18 protein-coding genes are annotated in these 19249 nt (G+C 62.3%); 16 read left to right on the top strand and 2 right to left on the bottom strand.

What is annotated here, in order from left to right; translation table 11 throughout:
* Window positions 1–82: 82 nt before the first annotated feature.
* The 14 genes from pyrH to ACSBPU_RS10610 all read left to right on the top strand — a co-directional run bounded on the left by pyrH (window position 83) and on the right by ACSBPU_RS10610 (window position 13644).
* Window positions 83–799 carry a UMP kinase gene (gene pyrH, locus ACSBPU_RS10545; RefSeq protein WP_180069430.1) on the top strand — a complete coding sequence of 239 codons (717 nt, stop codon included), beginning with the start codon at window positions 83–85 and terminating at the stop codon, window positions 797–799.
* A 13-nt stretch (window positions 800–812) separates the two neighbouring features.
* The gene (gene frr, locus ACSBPU_RS10550; protein ID WP_180069427.1) at window positions 813–1373 is read left to right on the top strand and encodes a ribosome recycling factor; all 561 of its coding nucleotides are present in this window, start codon (window positions 813–815) and stop codon (window positions 1371–1373) included.
* 21 nt (window positions 1374–1394) lie between these two features.
* Window positions 1395–2153, top strand: a complete 759-nt coding sequence (gene uppS, locus ACSBPU_RS10555; protein ID WP_442597926.1) for a polyprenyl diphosphate synthase — start codon at window positions 1395–1397, stop codon at window positions 2151–2153.
* A 16-nt stretch (window positions 2154–2169) separates the two neighbouring features.
* The gene (locus ACSBPU_RS10560) at window positions 2170–3024 is read left to right on the top strand and encodes a phosphatidate cytidylyltransferase (protein WP_442597928.1); all 855 of its coding nucleotides are present in this window, start codon (window positions 2170–2172) and stop codon (window positions 3022–3024) included.
* Between the two features lie 5 nt (window positions 3025–3029).
* On the top strand, window positions 3030–4232 hold the full coding sequence (gene ispC, locus ACSBPU_RS10565) for a 1-deoxy-D-xylulose-5-phosphate reductoisomerase (RefSeq protein ID WP_442597930.1): 1203 nt from the start codon (window positions 3030–3032) through the stop codon (window positions 4230–4232).
* Between the two features lie 22 nt (window positions 4233–4254).
* Entirely contained in the window at window positions 4255–5589 is a 1335-nt protein-coding gene (gene rseP, locus ACSBPU_RS10570) for an RIP metalloprotease RseP (protein ID WP_442597932.1), read from the top strand.
* 53 nt (window positions 5590–5642) lie between these two features.
* The gene (gene bamA, locus ACSBPU_RS10575) at window positions 5643–7985 is read left to right on the top strand and encodes an outer membrane protein assembly factor BamA (RefSeq protein ID WP_442597934.1); all 2343 of its coding nucleotides are present in this window, start codon (window positions 5643–5645) and stop codon (window positions 7983–7985) included.
* 62 nt (window positions 7986–8047) lie between these two features.
* The gene (locus tag ACSBPU_RS10580; protein ID WP_442597936.1) at window positions 8048–8602 is read left to right on the top strand and encodes an OmpH family outer membrane protein; all 555 of its coding nucleotides are present in this window, start codon (window positions 8048–8050) and stop codon (window positions 8600–8602) included.
* 6 nt (window positions 8603–8608) lie between these two features.
* Complete coding sequence (lpxD, locus tag ACSBPU_RS10585) at window positions 8609–9703, top strand: UDP-3-O-(3-hydroxymyristoyl)glucosamine N-acyltransferase (protein WP_442597938.1); 1095 nt, start codon at window positions 8609–8611, stop codon at window positions 9701–9703.
* A 28-nt stretch (window positions 9704–9731) separates the two neighbouring features.
* Window positions 9732–10184, top strand: a complete 453-nt coding sequence (fabZ, locus tag ACSBPU_RS10590; RefSeq protein ID WP_180069402.1) for a 3-hydroxyacyl-ACP dehydratase FabZ — start codon at window positions 9732–9734, stop codon at window positions 10182–10184.
* A gap of 2 nt (window positions 10185–10186) precedes the next feature.
* Window positions 10187–10981, top strand: coding sequence for an acyl-ACP--UDP-N-acetylglucosamine O-acyltransferase (gene lpxA, locus ACSBPU_RS10595; RefSeq protein ID WP_442597940.1), 795 nt, complete (start codon window positions 10187–10189; stop codon window positions 10979–10981).
* Window positions 10978–12198, top strand: a complete 1221-nt coding sequence (gene lpxB, locus ACSBPU_RS10600) for a lipid-A-disaccharide synthase (RefSeq protein ID WP_442597942.1) — start codon at window positions 10978–10980, stop codon at window positions 12196–12198. The genes lpxA and lpxB overlap by 4 nt, the downstream gene beginning before the upstream one ends.
* Window positions 12185–12832 (top strand): ribonuclease HII, encoded by a 648-nt coding sequence (gene rnhB / locus ACSBPU_RS10605; RefSeq protein WP_442597944.1) that lies wholly within the window; start codon window positions 12185–12187, stop codon window positions 12830–12832. Before lpxB ends, rnhB begins: the two co-directional genes overlap by 14 nt.
* The gene (locus ACSBPU_RS10610) at window positions 12829–13644 is read left to right on the top strand and encodes a TrmH family RNA methyltransferase (protein WP_442597946.1); all 816 of its coding nucleotides are present in this window, start codon (window positions 12829–12831) and stop codon (window positions 13642–13644) included. Before rnhB ends, ACSBPU_RS10610 begins: the two co-directional genes overlap by 4 nt.
* 126 nt (window positions 13645–13770) lie before the next feature.
* On the opposite strand, the gene ppsR is transcribed toward ACSBPU_RS10610, so the two are convergent.
* Window positions 13771–14604, bottom strand: a complete 834-nt coding sequence (ppsR, locus tag ACSBPU_RS10615; protein ID WP_180069387.1) for a posphoenolpyruvate synthetase regulatory kinase/phosphorylase PpsR — start codon at window positions 14602–14604, stop codon at window positions 13771–13773.
* Window positions 14605–14856: 252 nt separating this feature from the next.
* Between ppsR and ppsA the strand changes: the two genes are divergently transcribed.
* Window positions 14857–17220, top strand: a complete 2364-nt coding sequence (ppsA, locus tag ACSBPU_RS10620; protein WP_442597949.1) for a phosphoenolpyruvate synthase — start codon at window positions 14857–14859, stop codon at window positions 17218–17220.
* A 15-nt stretch (window positions 17221–17235) separates the two neighbouring features.
* On the opposite strand, the gene ACSBPU_RS10625 is transcribed toward ppsA, so the two are convergent.
* On the bottom strand, window positions 17236–17934 hold the full coding sequence (locus ACSBPU_RS10625; protein WP_442597951.1) for a TetR/AcrR family transcriptional regulator: 699 nt from the start codon (window positions 17932–17934) through the stop codon (window positions 17236–17238).
* Between the two features lie 109 nt (window positions 17935–18043).
* Between ACSBPU_RS10625 and ACSBPU_RS10630 the strand changes: the two genes are divergently transcribed.
* Window positions 18044–19228 (top strand): efflux RND transporter periplasmic adaptor subunit, encoded by a 1185-nt coding sequence (locus ACSBPU_RS10630; protein ID WP_442597953.1) that lies wholly within the window; start codon window positions 18044–18046, stop codon window positions 19226–19228.
* Window positions 19229–19249: the final 21 nt, after the last annotated feature.

A 19249-nucleotide genomic window follows, 5' to 3' on the forward strand; every position in this document is an offset into this window, starting at 1 on the left:
CAGGCAAAAGTCGAGCCGGCGCTTTCGCGTCGGCTCGACTCTGGCTTACACTTTCGTTGGATTGTTTACTGGGATACTACCTATGACCACCAGATCGTATAAGCGTGTTCTTCTCAAACTGTCCGGCGAAGCGCTGATGGGTGAAGACGCGTTTGGGATCAACCGCGCCACGATCTTGCGCATGACGGAAGAAATCGCCGAAGTCGCCACGCTGGGCGTCGAGCTGGCCATCGTCATCGGCGGCGGCAACATCTTCCGCGGCGTCGCGCCCGGTGCACAAGGCATGGACCGCGCAACCGCCGACTACATGGGCATGATGGCCACCGTCATGAATGCGCTGGCCCTGCAGGACGCCCTCAAGCATCGCGGCATCGACACCCGCGTTCAATCGGCGCTCAATATCGATCAGGTCGTCGAACCCTATATTCGTCCCAAGGCCCTGCGCTATCTCGAAGAAGGCAAGGTGGTGGTCTTCGCCGCGGGCACGGGCAACCCTTTCTTCACGACGGACACCGCCGCGGCACTGCGCGGTGCGGAAATCGGAGCCGAGATCGTCCTCAAGGCCACCAAAGTCGACGGCATCTACAGCGCCGATCCCAACAAGGATCCGAATGCCACGCGCTATGCGCGCATCAGCTTCGACGAGGCCATCGTACGCCGGCTCGAAGTCATGGACGCCACGGCGTTCGCACTGTGCCGCGATCAGAAGCTGCCGATCAAGGTGTTCTCCATCAACAAGGCCGGAGCGCTAAAAAGAGCGGTTTCGGGCGAAGACGAAGGTACACTGGTACACGTTTGATAAAGGAACAATAATGAGTCTTTCAGAAGTCAAGAAATCGGCTGAGCAACGCATGGGCAAGTCGATCGAAACGCTCAAAGTCAGCTTGTCCAAAATCCGCACCGGTCGTGCGCACGCAGGCATCCTTGATCACGTCATGGTCGAATACTACGGTTCGCCCGTGCCGGTCAGCCAAGTCGCCAATGTCAATCTGGTCGATGCCCGCACACTCAGCGTCCAGGTATGGGAAAAGAACATGGCGGGCCCGGTCGAAAAGGCAATTCGCGAATCCGACCTGGGGTTGAATCCCATTTCCATGGGCGACAACATCCGTGTTCCCATGCCGGCCCTCACCGAGGAACGCCGCCGCGATCTGACGAAAGTCGTGCGTACGGAAGGCGAAGACGCCAAGGTGGCGGTCCGCAATCTGCGGCGCGACGCCAACGACACGCTCAAGAAGCTGGTCAAGGAAAAGGAAATCTCCGAAGACGACGAGCGCCGCATGCAGGACGAAGTCCAGAAGCTCACCGACAAGCACGTTGCCGAGATCGACAAGCTGGTGGCGCAGAAAGAAGCAGAAATCATGACGGTCTAGCACGAGGTTCCGGACTCATACATGATCGACAGTTCCACCCTTTCGGTACCCCTGTGCACGGACACCCCGCGCCACCTGGCCATCATCATGGACGGCAACGGCCGCTGGGCGACCAAGCGATTTCTCCCCCGCACGGCAGGCCATGTGCGGGGCGTGCAGGCGGTCAGAAGGGTCGTCGAGGCCTGCGGACAGCGCGGGGTCGAATACCTGACCCTTTTTGCGTTCAGTTCCGAGAACTGGCGCCGCCCGCAGGAAGAGGTCTCACTGCTCATGCGGCTTTTCGTGCAGGCTCTGGAAAAAGAAGTCGACAAGCTGCAAGAGCAGGGGGTCCGGCTGCGGGTGATCGGCGATCTGTCGCCCTTCGACGACCGCTTGCGGGAACTCATCCGCGATGCCGAACAAAGAACCGCCGGCAATAGCGCCCTGCATCTGACCATCGCAGCCAACTACGGCGGCCGCTGGGACATCCTGCAAGCGATGCGCCGGCTGCTGCGCGAGCATCCCGAACTCGGCGATGACCCCGACGCCATCGACGAGCGTTTGCTGTCCCAATACCTGTCCATGGCTTTTGCGCCGGAGCCCGATCTTTTCATACGCACAGGCGGCGAACAGCGCATTTCCAATTTTCTCGTCTGGCAGCTTGCCTACACTGAACTCTTTTTTTCCGACGGCTTCTGGCCGGATTTCGGCGGAGAGGAAATCGATCGCGCCTTTGAGTGGTATAAAACCCGAGAGCGCCGATTCGGGCGTACCAGCGCACAGGTCGTGAATCAAACCTGACTTTGCAGGAGCTCCTATGTTGAAGCAGCGCGTCATCACGGCGGTCGCCCTATTGGCCATATTGCTGGGGACGCTGCTGGCGCCAAGCCTTTGGCCGCTGGTCGTCCTGCTTACGGTCACAGCCGGCTGCGCGCTTTGGGAGTGGCTGCGCCTGACCTGGCCGGAGCCAGACACCCGGTGGCCGGCCGGCCTGGCCGTCGCGTCGGCGGTCGTCCTGTTTTGCATTGCCTATTTTTGGCTGGAGGCCGACCCCGCAGGCTGGGCGTTCGCGCTGCAGGCCGGCATCAATCGCTGGCTGCTGCCTGCCGTCGTTGGGATCTGGGTGTTCGGGGCCACCGCACTGGTCATGCAGGGCCAATCCTCCAAGCGCTCCGGAGGGCTCGCACTCAGCCTCTTCGCATTTGCCGCCATGGTCGCGGTCTGGGCCGCGCTGGTACAGATATTCATTGCGCGCGGCGCCTGGTATCTGGTTTCGCTGATGGCGCTGATCTGGTTTGCGGACATTGCCGCCTATTTCACCGGCAAGGCTTTCGGACGGCACAAGCTGGCGCCGCGCGTCAGCCCTGGCAAGACCTGGGAGGGCGCAGTCGGCGGCGTGGCCGCAGCCACGCTCTGGATCTGGATCAGCAGCTTCTGGGCAGGCAGCTTCGGCGCGGAGCTCTACCAGAAATGGCCATGGTGGGGCGTCGTGCTGGTGTCGGTATTCCTGGCCGCCTTGTCCATCGTCGGCGATCTCTTCGAATCGCTGCTCAAACGCCGCGCCGGAGTCAAGGATTCCAGCCAATTGCTGCCCGGGCATGGCGGTGCGTATGATCGCATCGACGCATTGCTGCCGGTTGCGCCTCTGGCCATGCTCATGACGGGGATCTGAATTCCATGAAGTTTCAACGTGTATGCGTGCTCGGGTCCACCGGTTCCATCGGCGAGAGCACCCTGGACGTCATCTCCAGGCATCCCGACGTGCTGTCGGTCTACGCGCTGAGCGCAAACAGCCGGATCGACAAGCTCGCGCGTCAGGCTGCCGCCACGCGGGCCAAGGTCGTGGTCGTTCCCAACGACGCTGCCAGACAGCGCTTCACCCAGGCCTGGCAAGGGGGAGGGGCGATGCCGGAAGTACGCGTCGGCCCGCAGGCGCTTGGCGAGACCGCGGTCGATGCCGAAGTCACGACGGTCATGGCGGCCATCGTCGGCGCCGCCGGCCTTCCGTCGGCGCTGGCCGCCGCCCGGGCCGGCAAAAGAGTGCTGCTGGCCAACAAAGAGGCACTGGTTGCCGCGGGCGGCCTGTTCATGCGCACCGTACGCGAAAGCGGGGCCGAGCTCCTGCCCATAGACAGCGAGCACAACGCCATCTTTCAGTGCATGCCTCGCGGAGACGGAGCACTGGCCCCGACCGACCCTGCCAAGGGAGTCCGGCGCCTGCTGCTCACGGCGTCCGGCGGCCCCTTCCGGACGACCTCGCTGGACCAGCTCGGTGCGGTCACGCCCGACCAGGCCTGCGCGCACCCGAACTGGAGCATGGGCCGCAAGATCTCCGTCGATTCAGCCACCATGCTCAACAAGGGCCTGGAGGTCATCGAGGCGCATTGGCTGTTTGCCATGCCGGTGGAGCGCATCCAGGTGGTCGTGCATCCGCAAAGCGTCGTCCACTCCATGGTGGAATACCAAGACGGCTCCATCCTGGCTCAGCTGGGCCAGCCCGACATGCGGACCCCCATCGCCTATGGCCTCGGGTTTCCCGAGCGCATCGATAGCGGGGTAGGGCTGCTGTCCCTGGCGGCGCTGGGCCGCCTGGACTTCGAAGAGCCGGACTTCGAACGCTTTCCCTGCCTGCGCCTGTCTTTCGATGCGCTCAAGACCGGCCAGGCGGCTTGCGTCGCCCTGAATGCCGCCAACGAGGTCGCCGTCGATTGTTTCCTCAAGGAACAGATTCGGTATACTGAAATCGCCCACGTCATCGAAGACTGCCTCGAAAAGATAAACGGCATGTCCGTCAGCCGGCTCGATTCGCTGGACGACGTGCTCGCGCTGGACGCCCACACCCGCAAGATCGCGTCACAACGTTGCTCGATGCAGGCCTGATCGTCGTTATTTCTGGAATTTCATGCTTTTTACCCTCCTTGCGTTCGCCGTCGCACTCGGCGTACTGATCACCTTTCACGAGCTCGGCCATTATTGGGTCGCGAGGCTGTGCGGTGTACGGGTGCTCACCTTTTCGGTGGGGTTCGGCAAGATCGTCCTGCGCCGCCGCGACCGGCATGGCACCGAATGGGCATTGTCGGCCATACCGCTGGGTGGCTACGTGAAGATGCTCGACGATCCGTTGCCGAATGCCACCGCCGAACAAGCGGCACAGGCCTTCAACCGCAAAAGCCTGCGGCAGCGCAGCGCCATCGTCGCCGCAGGGCCCATCGCCAATCTTCTGCTCGCGGCGCTGCTGTACAGCGCCCTGAACATGGTGGGCACGAGCGAGCCGGCGGCCATCCTGGCCGCAGCGCCCGCCCATAGCCAGGCCGCGCAGGCGGGCGTCATGGCGGGCGATCGCATCACCGCGGTGAACGGGCATCCCGTGCAATCCTGGGGTGAGGCGCGCTGGCAACTGCTGGATCCGCTCACGACCGGAGGCGAGGTCCGGCTGCAGGTGGATACGCGCGAGGGACAAGCGCGCGAGCGCATACTGCGCTTGCATGCAGTGGCCATCGAACCCGAGGGCGTCGATCTCATGGCGGAGGCCGGACTGGCGCTTGCCATGCCGCAGCCTCGCATCAGCGGTGTCAATCCAGGCGGGGCGGGCGAAGCCGCCGGGCTGCGCGACGGCGATCTCATTGTCGCCGTCGGCGACATCGACAAGCCCGGTTCCGGCGCGGTGGTCGAGGAAATCCAGAAGTATCCCGGCCAGCCCGTCTCCATCACGGTGCAGCGCGACGGCGCGCCGCTGTCGTTCACCGTGGTGCCCCAGGCGCATACCGGCGACGACGGCGTGCAGGTGGGACGAATCGGCGTGATGCTCGCGGCCGATTTCCCCATGGTCACCGTCCGTTATGGCCTGATCGACAGCCTGTACCGCGGCATTGCCAAGACCGCCGATACGGTCTGGTTTTCCTTGAAGATGATGGGGCGCATGCTGACCGGCGACGTCTCCATGCGCAATGTAAGCGGCCCCGTCACCATCGCGGACTATGCCGGGCAGACCGCGCGCGTCGGTCTGGCTGCATATATAGGGTTTTTGGCACTGATTAGTGTTAGTATCGGCGTGTTAAATTTACTACCTATCCCTATGCTGGATGGCGGACACCTTATGTACTACGCTTTCGAGGCCATACGCGGCAAACCCTTGCCGGAAAAATGGCTGGAAAGCGGGCAGCGCGTCGGGCTGGGGTTGCTTGCCGCTCTCATGGGGCTGGCATTTTTCAACGACTTTACGCGCCTTTTCAGTTAAAGGCTTTGTGCCTTACAATCCTCCACCATTTAATCGTCCAAGGATAGTCCAGGATGTCGTCTAGCCGGAAACCACCTTTTTCCAAGCGCGCCATGTCAGTATTGCTGGCTGCCTTGCTCGCGCCCAGCATCGCTTCAGCCTTCACCCCCTTCACGGTTCGCGATATTCAGGTCAATGGTATCCAGCGCGTCGATGTCGGCACGATATTCAGCTATCTTCCCGTCAAGGTGGGCGAACAGTTCACCGAAGAGCAGGCCGCCGAAGCCATTCAGCGCCTTTATGCCACGGGATTCTTCAGCGATGTGTCCATCGACACCACCAACAACGTGCTGGTAGTCAATGTCCAGGAAAGGCCCACCATCGCGTCCGTCAGCTTCAACGGCATGCGCGAATTCGACGACAAGGCCATCCTGAAGTCGCTGGCGCAGGTCGGGTTCGGCCCGGGGCGCGTGTTTGACCGCTCCATGCTCGAGCGCGCCGAATTCGAGCTCAAGCAACAGTATCTGTCCAAGGGCAAGTACGGGGTCGAGGTCAGCCCCATCATCACGCCCCTTCCGCGCAATCGCGTGGGCGTGAGCTTCGATATTTTCGAAGGAGACCTCGCCAAGATCGGCTCTATCCGCATCATCGGCAACGAAGCCTTCTCCGAAAGCACTTTGCTCGACGAAATGGAGCTCACCAGCTCGGGCATGATGACCTGGTACACGGGTACCAACAAGTATTCCCGCGAAAAGCTCGAAGGCGACGTCGAGCGCATCCGCTCCTACTACCTGAACCGAGGCTTCCTGGAATACACCGCCGAGCCTCCCCAGGTTTCGATTTCGCCCGACCGCCAAGACATCTCCATCACGCTGACCGTGCACGAGGGCCAGCCCTACAAGGTCCGCAGCGTCAAGCTCGCCGGTGATCTTCTTGGGCTCGAAGACAAGATCCAGCCCATGGTCGCCGTCAAGGAAGGCGAGACCTTCTCGGCGGAAAAGAGCAGTGCCACGGCCAAGGCCATCACCGATTACCTCGGCACGCTCGGCTATGCGTTCGCCAACGTCAACCCCAATCCCGTGCTCGATCGGGAAAGCCACGAAACGGATCTCACCTTCTATGTGGATCCGGGCCGCCGCGTCTATGTCCGCCGCATCCAGATCGGCGGCAACACCCGTACCCGCGACGAAGTCATACGCCGCGAAATGCGACAGCAGGAAGCCGCCTGGTACGACGCCGGCAGCATCAAGACCTCTCGCGACCGCATCGACCGCCTGGGCTATTTCAACGATGTCAACGTCACCACCGCGCCGGTCGCGGGTTCGACGGACCAGATCGACGTCAACGTCGACGTCAAGGAGAAACCCACCGGCCTCATCAACCTCGGGGTGGGCTATGGCTCCACCGACAAGCTGATCCTGTCGGGCGGCATCAGCCAGGACAACATCTTCGGCAGCGGCAACACACTGTCCTTGCAGCTCAATACCAGCAAGACCAACCGCGCCGTCGTGGTATCGCACACCAACCCGTACTGGACCCGCGACGGCATCAGCAAGACCACCTCCGTCTACTATCGCCGCACCACGCCTTACGATAGCCGCGATTCCTTCGGCGACTACCGCGTGACCTCCATCGGCGCGGGCATGAACTTCGGCGTGCCTATTTCCGAGTTCGACCGCGTCTTTGCCGGCTTCAGCTACGAGCACAACAAGCTGTCCGACCTCAGCCCGCAGTACACCCCGCAAGCCTACCAGGACTTCGTCAAGGAGTACGGCGAATCCACCAATGCGGTCATCTTCAACGTCGGCTGGTCCAAAGACACGCGGGACAGCGCCATTGCGCCGACCAAGGGCGGCTATACGCGCCTGTCGGGCGACCTGTCCGCCGGCGACCTGCGCTACTACATGCTCAGCGCACAGCAGCAATACTATCTGCCGTTCGGCCGCGCCTACACGCTGGCGTTCAATGGCCAGGTCGATTGGGGCAAAGCGTTTGGCGACAAGACCTTCCCGGTCATCAAGAACATCTACGGCGGCGGCATCGGATCGGTGCGCGGCTTCGAAGGCGCTTCGCTCGGCCCGCGCGATACACTCACTAACGATTACCTGGGCGGCTCGCGCCGTATCGTGGGCAACGTGCAGCTATACTTGCCGTTCCCGGGCGCCACGCGAGACCGCACGCTGCGGTGGTTCGTGTTCGCCGACGCCGGCCAGATCCAGACGACCGGCAACAGCGTTTGCTACCGCGGCATCAACAATCAGTCCGCCGATCCTTGCGGCTGGAAGTATTCTGCGGGTATAGGCCTGTCATGGCAATCGCCATTGGGGCCGCTGCAACTGTCATTCGCGCGCGCCCTCAACGCCAAAGAAGGCGACGACAAACAGGCCTTCCAGTTCCAGATCGGCACTGGTTTCTGATGTCGTTCAATTAATGGCACAATAACTCTTTTATCTCTGCTATTTCGCAAGGTAGATTTTTCATGAAGTCTCAATTCGCACTAAAACTTTCTGCTGTAAACCGCGCCATGAGCCGGGGCAATCGCGCCCTGGTCCTTGCCGCGGTGCTTGGCGTTGGCGCCATGGTGGCTGCGCCTGTGCATGCGCAGGCGACCAAAATCGGCTTCGTGAGCACCGAGCGCATCCTGCGTGATTCCAAGCCCGCCAAGGCTGCGCAGTCCAAAATCGAAGCCGAATTCAAGAAGCGCGACGACGAACTCCAGAACCTCGCCAACCGTTTGCGCAACGACGCCCAGAAATTCGACAAGGACGCCCCCGTGCTTTCCGAGTCCGAGCGCGTCAAGCGCCAGCGCCAGCTGGCCGACCTGGATTCCGACCTGCAGCGCAAGCGCCGCGAATTCCAGGAAGACTTCAACCGCCGTCGCAATGAAGAATTCTCCAGCATCGTCGAAAAGGCCGATGCCGCCATCAAGAAAATCGCCGAGCAACAGAACTACGACCTGATCATCCAGGACGCCGTCACAGTCAGCCCCCGGGTCGACATTACCGACCAGGTGCTCAAGGCTCTGGGCGGCTAATTCAACATGCCGGTACTGTTAGCGCCTGAACAGGCGCCTGCCTTGCATGAACTCCTCAAACAGGCGAATGTTGCAGGCCTGGACTGTAAACCGGCCGATTCCAGCGACCAACCCGAACCCCGCATAAGGGGTTTGGGTTCGTTGTCGTCTGCGGGGCCGTCGGAAATCAGTTTCCTGTCCAATCCCAAGCTGCACGAGCAACTGCTCGGCTGCCGCGCGGCTGCGGTCATCATGACGGAAGCCGCATTCCAGGCGCTGCCCGATGGCGACCGCGCTTACCGGGTCGTGCTGTGCAGCCAGCCCTACCTCATGTATGCCTTGCTGGCGCAATGGTTCGACCGGCATCGGCTCAACGGCCTCCAACGCGGCATACATCCATCGGCGGTCATCGCACCCACGGCCGTCATCGGCGCCGGCGTCAGCATCGGCCCTCTTTGCGTGGTCGAGGACGGCGTGCGCATCGGCAAGGGCAGCCGGCTGGGGCCGGGTTGCATCGTCGGCGCGAAGTCCCGAATCGGCGATGACTGCCTGCTGCACGCGCGCGTCACCTTGTATCATGATGTCAAGATCGGTGACCGGGCCATCCTGCATTCGGGGTGCGTATTGGGTGCAGACGGTTTCGGTTTCGCGCCCGACCCTCGCAAGGACACCGGCGCGTGGGCCAAGATCGCGCAAATCGGCGGCGTCACGATTGGCGACGACGTCGAAATCGGCGCCAACACCACGGTCGATCGCGGGGCGCTGGAAGATACCGTGCTGGGCAACGGCGTCAAGCTCGACAATCAGATCATGATCGGCCATAACGTCCATGTCGGGGACCACACCGCCATGGCGGCATGCGTGGGAGTGGCGGGGTCCACCGTCATCGGCGCGCGCTGCACCATCGCCGGGGCGGCCATGCTTTCGGGCCATCTGGTTTTAGCAGACGACGTGCACGTTTCGGGCGGAACCGCCATCACGTCCAGCATCGCCAAGCCGGGGCGCTACACCGGGGTCTATCCGTTTGCCGAGCACGTGCAGTGGCAGCGCAACGCCGCGGTGCTTTCGCAGCTGGCACAGCTGCGCCGGCGCCTGAAGGCATTGGAAACGACAAAGTCTTAACTGAAGAAGCACGCAGGATACAAAAAAAATGGAACTCGATATTAAACAGATCATGGAACGGCTGCCGCATCGCTACCCGATGCTGCTCGTGGATCGTGTCATTGAAATGGTTCCCGGCAAGAGCATCGTCGCCATCAAGAACGTGACCATGAACGAGCCTTTCTTCACAGGCCATTTTCCGCATCATCCGGTCATGCCGGGCGTGCTCATCATCGAGGCCCTGGCGCAGGCGGCGGCGCTGTTTTCCTTCGAGGGCGAAAACGACGTCACTCCTTCGGATCACAAGATAGCCTATTACCTGGTCGGGGTGGACGGCGCGCGCTTTCGCAGGCCGGTGGTGCCTGGCGACCAATTGCGGCTGGAGGTCACGGCCGATCGCATCAGCCGATCCATCTGCAAGTACACGGCGCAAGCCACCGTCGACGGGCAATTGGCGGCCGAGGCCAAGATCATGTGCGCGATACGCGTGCTGGAAGAGTAGGAATGGCGAGTCATATTCATCCTACGGCGATCGTTGCCCCCGGGGCCAGGATCGCCGGCGATGTAAGCATCGGGCCATACAGCATCATCGGTGATCACGTCGTGATCGGGGCGGGCACCACCGTGGGCCCGCACTGTGTCATCGACGGCCACACCACGATAGGCGCAAACAACAATTTCTATCGTTTCTGCTCCATCGGCGGCATTCCGCAGGACAAGAAGTACCGCAACGAGCCCACCCGGCTCGAGATCGGCGACGGCAATACCATACGCGAGTACGTCACCATCAACACGGGGACCGCACAAGACGTGGGCGTGACCCGTCTGGGCAACGACAACTGGATCATGGCCTATGTGCATATCGCGCATGACTGCCAGATCGGCAGCCATACCGTGATCGCCAACGGCGTCCAGCTCGCGGGCCATATCCACATAGGCGATTGGGCCATCCTGGGCGGTTTGTCGGCCGTCCATCAGTTCGTGCGCATCGGCGCGCACACCATGATTGGCGGCACCAGCTCCATCCGCCAGGACACCCCGCCTTATCTGATCGGCGCGGGCGATCCCTTTCGTCCGGTGGGCATCAATTCCGAAGGGTTGAGCCGCCGCGGTTTCACGCCCGAGGCCATTGCGGCGCTCAAAGAGGCCTACAAGCTTCTGTACCGCCGCAACCTGAAGGTCGAGGAGGCCTGCGAGAAAATGCGCGAGCTGCAGCGCGAAAAGCCCGATGCGGCCGACGCCTTGCAGCCCCTGATCGACTTTCTTGCCGCCTCGACACGAGGCATCGTGCGCTCATGACCTTGCGTCTGGGCATGGTCGCCGGAGAACCTTCGGGCGACCTGCTGGCCGCCCGCATCATCCACGGAATCCAGGGGCACGTGGATCAAAGCAGGTTCGAAGGCATAGGCGGGCCCGCCATGCGGGCCCAAGGCCTGGATGCCTGGCACGATATGCGGACGCTTACGGTCTTCGGCTATGTCGACGCCTTCAAGCGCCTGCCCAGCTTGCTGAACACGTATTTCGACGTCAAGAAGCGCTGGCTCGGGCGCAAGCCCGACGTCTTCGTCGGCATCGATGCGCCCGACTTCAACCTGAGGCTGGAACTTCAATTGAAGCAGGCCGGCGTGCCCACGGTGCATTTTGTCGGGCCATCGATCTGGGCCTGGCGCTACGAGCGCATCCACAAGATTCGCGCCGCCGTGTCCCATATGCTGGTGCTGTTTCCGTTCGAAGAGGAAATCTACCGGAAGGAAGGGGTTCCGGTTACCTATGTCGGCCATCCACTGGCCCAGGTCATTCCCATGCAGCCGGACCAGGCCGCGGCGCGCCGATACCTGGGTGTGGACGACCAGGCCAAAGTCCTGGCCGTGATGCCGGGCAGCCGGTCTTCCGAGATCAAGCTGCTGGCGCCGCGGTTCCTGCAGGCCGTGCAGTTGCTGACACGCCGAGACCCGGCTCTGCAGGTACTCGTCCCCATGGTCAACAGCGAACGCAGGCTGGAGTTCGAATCCCTGCTTCGCCAGTATCCGGTGCCCAACTGCCGGATCATCGATGGCGGCTACCGGGCGCCCGACGCTCATTCGGAAGGCCGGTCATCAGCCCGGGCTGCCCGTCCCGCCGCCTGGAACGTGATGGAAGCGGCGGATGCGGTCCTGGTGGCCAGCGGCACCGCCACCCTGGAGGCCGCCTTGTTCAAGCGGCCCATGGTGATTTCCTACGTGCTGTCGCCCATGATGCGGCGTATGATGGAATGGAAGTCCGGGCAGGCCAGGCCGTATGTGCCCTGGGTCGGGCTGCCGAATGTCCTCGCCCGGGATTTCGTGGTGCCCGAGCTTCTCCAGGACGACGCCGCGCCGCAGGCATTGGCCGAAGCGAGCTGGAAAGCCTTGATGGATGCGCCCTACGGCAGCCGGGTTGCCGAACGATTCACGCAGATCCACGAATCCCTGAACCGCGACACGCCCGCTTTGGCGGCGCGCGCCATCGTCGAGCAGCTTCAGCATGGAACAGGTTGATCTTTTTGCTCCGCTTCAAGTGCCCATCGACCGCATCGCGGGCATCGATGAGGCGGGGCGCGGGCCGCTCGCCGGCCCGGTATTCGCCGCCGCCGTCATCCTGGATCCGGGCCGTCCGATCCATGGGCTGGACGATTCCAAAAAGCTCACTGCAGCGCGGCGAACCGAACTGAGCCTTGAGATACGCGAGTACGCGTTGGCATGGTGCGTGGCCAGTGCCAGTGTCGAAGAAATCGACCGCCTGAACATATTGCAGGCGACCATGCTCGCCATGCGGCGTGCCTGCGGGGGGCTGGCCATTCATCCCGGAAAAGCGCTGATCGACGGCAACAGGCTGCCCCAGGGGCTTTCATGCCCCGCCGAGGCCATCATAGGCGGCGACGCCTCGCACGCTGCGATCTCGGCTGCGTCCATCCTGGCCAAGACGGCGCGCGATGCGGACTGCCTGCTCTTGCACGAAACCCATCCGGAATACGGTTTCGATCAGAACAAAGGCTATGGCACGGCGCTCCATCTGGAGCGGCTGCAGGCGCACGGCCCTTGTCTCGCGCACCGGCGCAGCTTCGCTCCGGTACGGCTGCTGCTGGGCTCGCCCGAAGAGGCGAGCAGGACCGGTCAACGTATTCGCCGATGAAACTCATCAGTTCCCGCGACAATCCTCTGTATAAACGCCTGCTGCGGGTGGCGGACGGCAAGCGGGATCCTGCAGTCGAGCGCGGGCGCGAGGGCTACCGTGTCCTGCTGGAAGGCGTGCATCTGTGCCAGTCATGGCTGGAGCGCGTGGGCGAGCCCGAGCTCGCCTTGTTCGATATACAGCGGCTGGAGGCCCACGAAGAGCTGCAGGCGCTTGCGCAGGCGCTGCATCCCGATTCCCGCATAGGCCTGGACTCCCGGCTTTCCGCAGGCTTGTCGCAAGTCGGACACGGGCAGGGCGTCTATTTCCTGGTATCCGCGCCGGCGCCCGAACTGCCGTCCGTGATCGACCATAATTGCCTCTGGCTGGACCGCATCCAGGACCCCGGCAACGTCGGCACGCTATTGCGCACGGCGGCGGCGGCCGGACTGCGTCATGCTTACCTGTCGCGCGGATGCGCCGCCGCATGGTCGGCCAAGGTGCTGCGCAGCGCACAGGGCGCGCATTTTGCATTGTCGATACACGAACACGTCGACTTGCCGGCGGCCTGCGGAAAGCTTCGTGTTCCGCTGGTGGCGACATCCCTGAGCGACGCGACCGCGCTTTATGATGCGGAACTGCCCCGGAACTGCGCCTGGGTATTCGGAAACGAGGGGCAGGGCGTAGACGCCGGACTGCTCGCACGCGCGGACCTCAAAGTGTTCATTCCGCAGGCGGAAAACGTGGAATCGCTGAACGTCGGCGTGGCGGCCGGCGTCTGCCTGTTCGAGCAGCGCAGGCGGGCAGGGGGTCAGACCCCGCATGGGGTCTGACCCCACTGCCTGAAGGGACAGACCCCGTACGGGGTCTGTCCCTATCCAACCCTATAGCCGTGGGGTCAGACCCCGTACGGGGTCTGACCCCTGCATCTCGTCATGGGGTCTGGCCCCTGCACCCCGTCAATACATCCGCCGATTGAGTCCGACCTCGTCCAGCACTTTGGACGAGATCTCTTCGATGGACTTGGTGGTGGTCGACAGCCAGGGGATGTTTTCCATGCGCATCAGGCGTTCTGCTTCCGCCACTTCATGCCGGCATTGCTTGATGGACGAATACTGGCTGTTGGGCCGCCGTTCGTTGCGGACCTCCGCCAGGCGGGATGGCAGGATGGACAGGCCGAACAGCTTTTTACGGAAGGGCATGAGCGTGGCCGGCAGCGAACCGCGATCGAAATCTTCGGGGATCAAAGGGAAGTTGGCGGCCTTCACCGCGTACTGCATGGCCAGATAAAGACTGGTGGGCGTCTTCCCGCAGCGCGACACCCCAACCAGGATGACGTCGGCTTCCTCGAGGCCATGGACAAACTGGCCGTCGTCGTGGGCCAGGCTGAAGTTGATGGCTTCGATGCGGTCGTGATATTGCTTGGTGAGCCCGCCCATGTGCGAACGGCCCACCGAATGGTTGGATTTCATGCCCAGCGCGGTTTCGATATGCTGCACGAAGGTGCCGAACAGATCGAGAAACGTGCAATTGGCGCTGCGGATTTCCTGCGCGATGTCCTGGTTCACCAGGGTGCTGAACACCAGAGGCGGCGCGCCTTGCTCGTCGGCGCAGCGATTGATGCGCACTGCGGCGGCCGCGGCTTTTTCAAGGGTGTCCAGAAAGGGCATGCGTATGGCTTCGAATTTGACCTGCTCGAATTGGGACAGTACTGAGTTGCTGAAGGTTTCAGCCGTAATGCCCGTGCTATCGGAAACGACAAAAACGGTGCGTTCGATCAAAGGTGCTGACATGGAATAAACTAAATGCAGAGTAGGCCAGAAAAGGTACAATCGCCAAAGATTAACAGTCACCGTACCAGCAGGCAAGGCTGGTTTGCTTAGTACGCTGCCACAAGGGGTCAGACCCCACAGGCAACAGTATGCGGACATGGGGTCGGACCCCGTACGGGGTCCGACCCCGGCAACAGATGGGTCCGACCCCATGCCGCAACATGGCGCGCATTAAGCAAACAAGCTTTCTTTATATTAGTCAAAGGTGACTTTATGTCTTATGTAGTGTCTTTCGAGCAGCTCCGCATGACGGATGTCGACTCGGTAGGAGGTAAAAACGCATCGTTAGGTGAAATGATCAGTCAGTTGGCGGGGGCCGGTGTCCGGGTTCCCGGCGGGTTCGCGACCACCGCTGACGCATTTCGCGAGTTCCTGAAATCCACGTCCCTCGACCAGCGCATCGCCGATCGCCTCACGACGCTCGACTCCGAAGACGTGCGCGAGCTGGCCAGCGCGGGTGCCGAGATTCGCCAATGGATCATCGACACGCCTTTCCCCGCCGCGCTCGAACAAGCCATACGCAAGGCGTTCGCCGAACTCGATGCCGACGGCAAGGGTTCGTTTGCCGTACGCTCGTCCGCCACCGCGGAAGACCTGCCCGATGCGTCGTTTGCGGGCCAGCAGGAAACCTATTTGAACGTGGTCGGCATCGAAGAAGTCCTGGAGAAAATCCGCCACGTCTTCGCGTCGCTGTATAACGACCGCGCCATTTCCTATCGCGTTCACAAAGGCTATGCCCATGCCGACGTCGCCTTGTCCGCCGGCATCCAGCGCATGGTGCGGTCCGACCGCGGCAGCGCCGGCGTGATGTTCACGCTCGACACCGAATCCGGCTTCAACGACGTGGTCTTCATCACCTCGTCCTATGGCCTGGGCGAAACCGTGGTGCAGGGCGCGGTCAATCCCGACGAGTTCTATGTCTTCAAGCCCACGCTGGCGGCCGGGCACTATCCCATCATCAGCCGGCGCATCGGCTCCAAGCTGATCAAGATGGAATTCGACCCCGAGCGCACTTCGGGCCATGCCGTGCGCACCGTCGACGTGCCCGTGTCCGAGCGCAACCGCTATTCGCTCACCGATGAAGAGGTCATCGAGCTGGCCCGCTACGCCGTCATCATCGAGAACCACTACAAGCGTCCCATGGACATCGAATGGGGCCGCGACGGCATCGACGGCAAGATCTACATCCTTCAGGCTCGTCCTGAAACCGTCAAGTCCCAGCAACAGCATGCGGACGTGCAGGAACGCTATCGCCTGAAGGCCACCGGCGAAGTCCTGATCACGGGCAGGGCGATCGGCCAGAAAATCGGCTCGGGCAAAGTCCGCATCGTGGGCGACATCTCGGAAATGGACCAGGTCAAGGCCGGCGACATTCTGGTCACCGACATGACCGACCCCAACTGGGAACCTGTCATGAAGCTGGCGTCGGCCATCGTCACCAATCGCGGCGGCCGCACCTGCCACGCGGCGATCATCGCGCGCGAGCTGGGCATCCCTGCCGTCGTGGGCTGCGCCACCGCCACCGATGTGCTGACCAATGGCAGCGAGGTCACGGTTTCCTGCGCCGAGGGCGACGAAGGGCGCATCTACGATGGCCTGATCGAAACCGAGATCGAAGAAGTCCAATGGGGCGAGATGCCCGACATCGGCCTGAAGGTCATGATGAACGTCGGCAACCCGCAACTGGCTTTCGACTTCTCGCAGATTCCCAACGACGGCGTCGGCCTGGCCCGGCTGGAATTCATCATCAACAACAACATCAACGTCCACCCCAAGGCGGTCCTCGACTACCCCAACGTGGACGGCGAGCTCAAGCAGGCGGTGGAGTCGGCGGCCAGGGGCTATGCCAGCCCGCGCGCTTTCTTCGTAGAGAAGCTCGCCGAGGGCATCGGCACCATTGCCGCTGCGTTCTATCCCAAGCCGGTCATCGTGCGCTTGTCCGACTTCAAGTCCAACGAGTACCGCAAGCTGGTGGGCGGTTCCCGCTACGAGCCCGAGGAAGAGAACCCCATGCTGGGCTTCCGCGGCGCATCGCGCTATGTGTCCGAGGACTTCGCCGAGTGCTTCCGCATGGAATGCGAGGCGCTGAAGAAAGTGCGCGATGAAATGGGGCTCACCAACGTCGAGATCATGGTGCCTTTCGTGCGGACCCTGCCGCAGGCCGCCAAAGTGGTGGATCTATTGGCCAGCCATGGGCTCGAGCGCGGCCGCAACGGATTGCGCCTGGTCATGATGTGCGAAGTGCCGTCCAATGCGATTCTGGCCGAGCAATTCCTGCAGTATTTCGACGGATTCTCCATCGGGTCGAACGACATGACCCAGCTCACGCTGGGCCTGGACCGCGATTCGGGCATGGAGCTGCTGGCCGCCGATTTCGACGAGCGCGACGAGGCCGTCAAATTCATGCTTGGCCGTGCCATCAAGGCATGCCTGGCTGCGGGCAAGTACGTGGGCATTTGCGGCCAAGGCCCCAGCGACCACGCCGATCTGGCTCAATGGCTGAGGGATGAAGGCATTCTCTCGATGTCGCTGAACCCGGACACGGTGGTCGACACTTGGCAGCGACTGGCCAAGTAGGACGGCCGCCGGGGGTCAGACCCCGTACGGGGTCTGACCCCTAGTTCGGGTGGGGTCTGACCCCACCTCGCTTAAATTAGTGTCAGACCCCGCCCCGAGCCGGGGGTCTGACCCCGCCTTGCCGTAAGTCTTCAAAAAAATGCCCACGATGCAGTCGGCCTTGCGCTCGATGCTGTCGGCCGTCTGTTCGCCGGATGCCCCCAGCAAGTTCGGAATCAGGTCCACCTCGCATAAGCAGCGTAAGTGCATGGCCATTACCGCCGGATCCGCATCGGCGCGCAAGGCACCTGCCTGCACCTGCTGCTCCAGGGTGTTGCCGATGGTTTCCCAAACCCGGTGCGATCCCAGTTCATAGAAGCGCTTGCCGATATTCGTGCTGCCCCCCACCGAAATGGCCACGCGCAGGATCTCGGTGGTTTTCGGCGCGTTGATCAAGTCCAGCAGCGATCGAACGAAGTCGCGCAGCTGCAAGGCCAGGTCGCCATCCGCCTGCAACAAAGCCAGGATATCCTCGGCATGTTTTCTGCCTGAGAAGAGCATGGCCTCGAGGAGCAGCTCTTCCTTTGAGGCGAAATAGTTGTAAAGCGTGGCTTTGGAGCCCCCGACCCGCGCTGAGATCAGCGACATGGAAGCGGCCTCGAAGCCCAGTTCGCGAAATGTATCGAGGGCGACAGCCAATATCGCGTCGCGCCGCTCTTCGCTTTTCGTCCTCATGGTTATTCCTCATTAACTGAACTTATCCGTACAGTTTTGCTTGACGCTGGCTTTTTGTCAAGCTTAAAATGACCGTACCATACGGTTATAATCTTCCCGGATTCCATCAATGAAGCAACAAAAGATATTTCGTCGCCTTGGGTCTCTGTCTGGCCTGGCGTTTGTCGCCGCGCTTGCCGGCTGCAGCGAGCCCGTCGCACAAAGCGGTCCGCCGCCCTTGCCCGAGGTCGGGGTCGTCACGACTCAGACGCAAACCCTGTCGATGACGACCGAGCTGGCCGGTCGCACCAATCCCTACATGGTGTCCGAGCTGCGGCCACAGGTTGGCGGCATCCTGAAAGAGAGGCTGTTCAAGGAGGGCGGCGAGGTGAGGGCCGGCGATATCCTCTATCAGATCGACGACGCCATTTTCAAGGCGCGGCACAACAGCGCCAAGGCGGCGCTGGCCAAGGCGGAAGCGAACCTGAAAGTGACCCGCTTGACTGCCAGCCGATACAAGGAGCTGGTGAAGATCAATGCGGTCAGCAAGCAGGAGAACGACTCCGCACAAGCGGAACTGCTCCGGGCCCAGGCCGATGTGGCGGCTGCCAAGGCAGCCCTGGACATGGAGGCCATCAACTTGGCCTACACCCGTGTGGAAGCGCCTATTTCAGGACGCATCGGCCAGTCCAGCGTCACGCCGGGCGCGCTGCTGTCGGCCAATCAGCCCGACCCCCTGGCCGTCATTCAACAGCTCGATCCCATCTATGTGGATGTCACCCAATCGAGCGTGGAGCTCTTGCGGCTACGCGAGGCGCTGGCTTCGGGCGCGCTCAAAAGATCAGACACAGCGGCCGCCAGCGTCAAGCTGAAACTGGAAGACGGCTCGGTCTATGAGCACCCGGGAGAGCTGCAGTTCTCCGAGGTCCGCGTGGAGCCCGGCACCGGCATGGTCACCCTGCGCGCCGTATTTCCGAATCCGGACAACAAGCTGCTGCCCGGCATGTATGTACGCGCGCAGATCGAGGAAGGGCTGCGCGACGATGCGATGCTGCTGCCCCAGCGCGCCGTGATGCGGGACGGGAAGGGAACGCCGACCGCACTGGTCTTGAATCCGGACAACAAGGTCGAGCTGCGCGTGCTGGAAACATCGCGCGCGATAGGCGATCAGTGGCTGGTCGAGCGTGGCATCAGTCCGGGCGAACGCCTGATCGTGGAAGGCGTGCAGAAGGTGCGCCCCGGCGCCGAAGCGCGTGCCGTGGAAGCCGGCGCGCCGGCGCCCTCGCTTGCCGCAACATCCGCCGCAGCGCAATAAGCCCCCCGACCTCAGGAACAA

It is taken from the genome of Parapusillimonas sp. JC17 (assembly GCF_052180245.1).
Classification (GTDB): domain Bacteria; phylum Pseudomonadota; class Gammaproteobacteria; order Burkholderiales; family Burkholderiaceae_B; genus Parapusillimonas.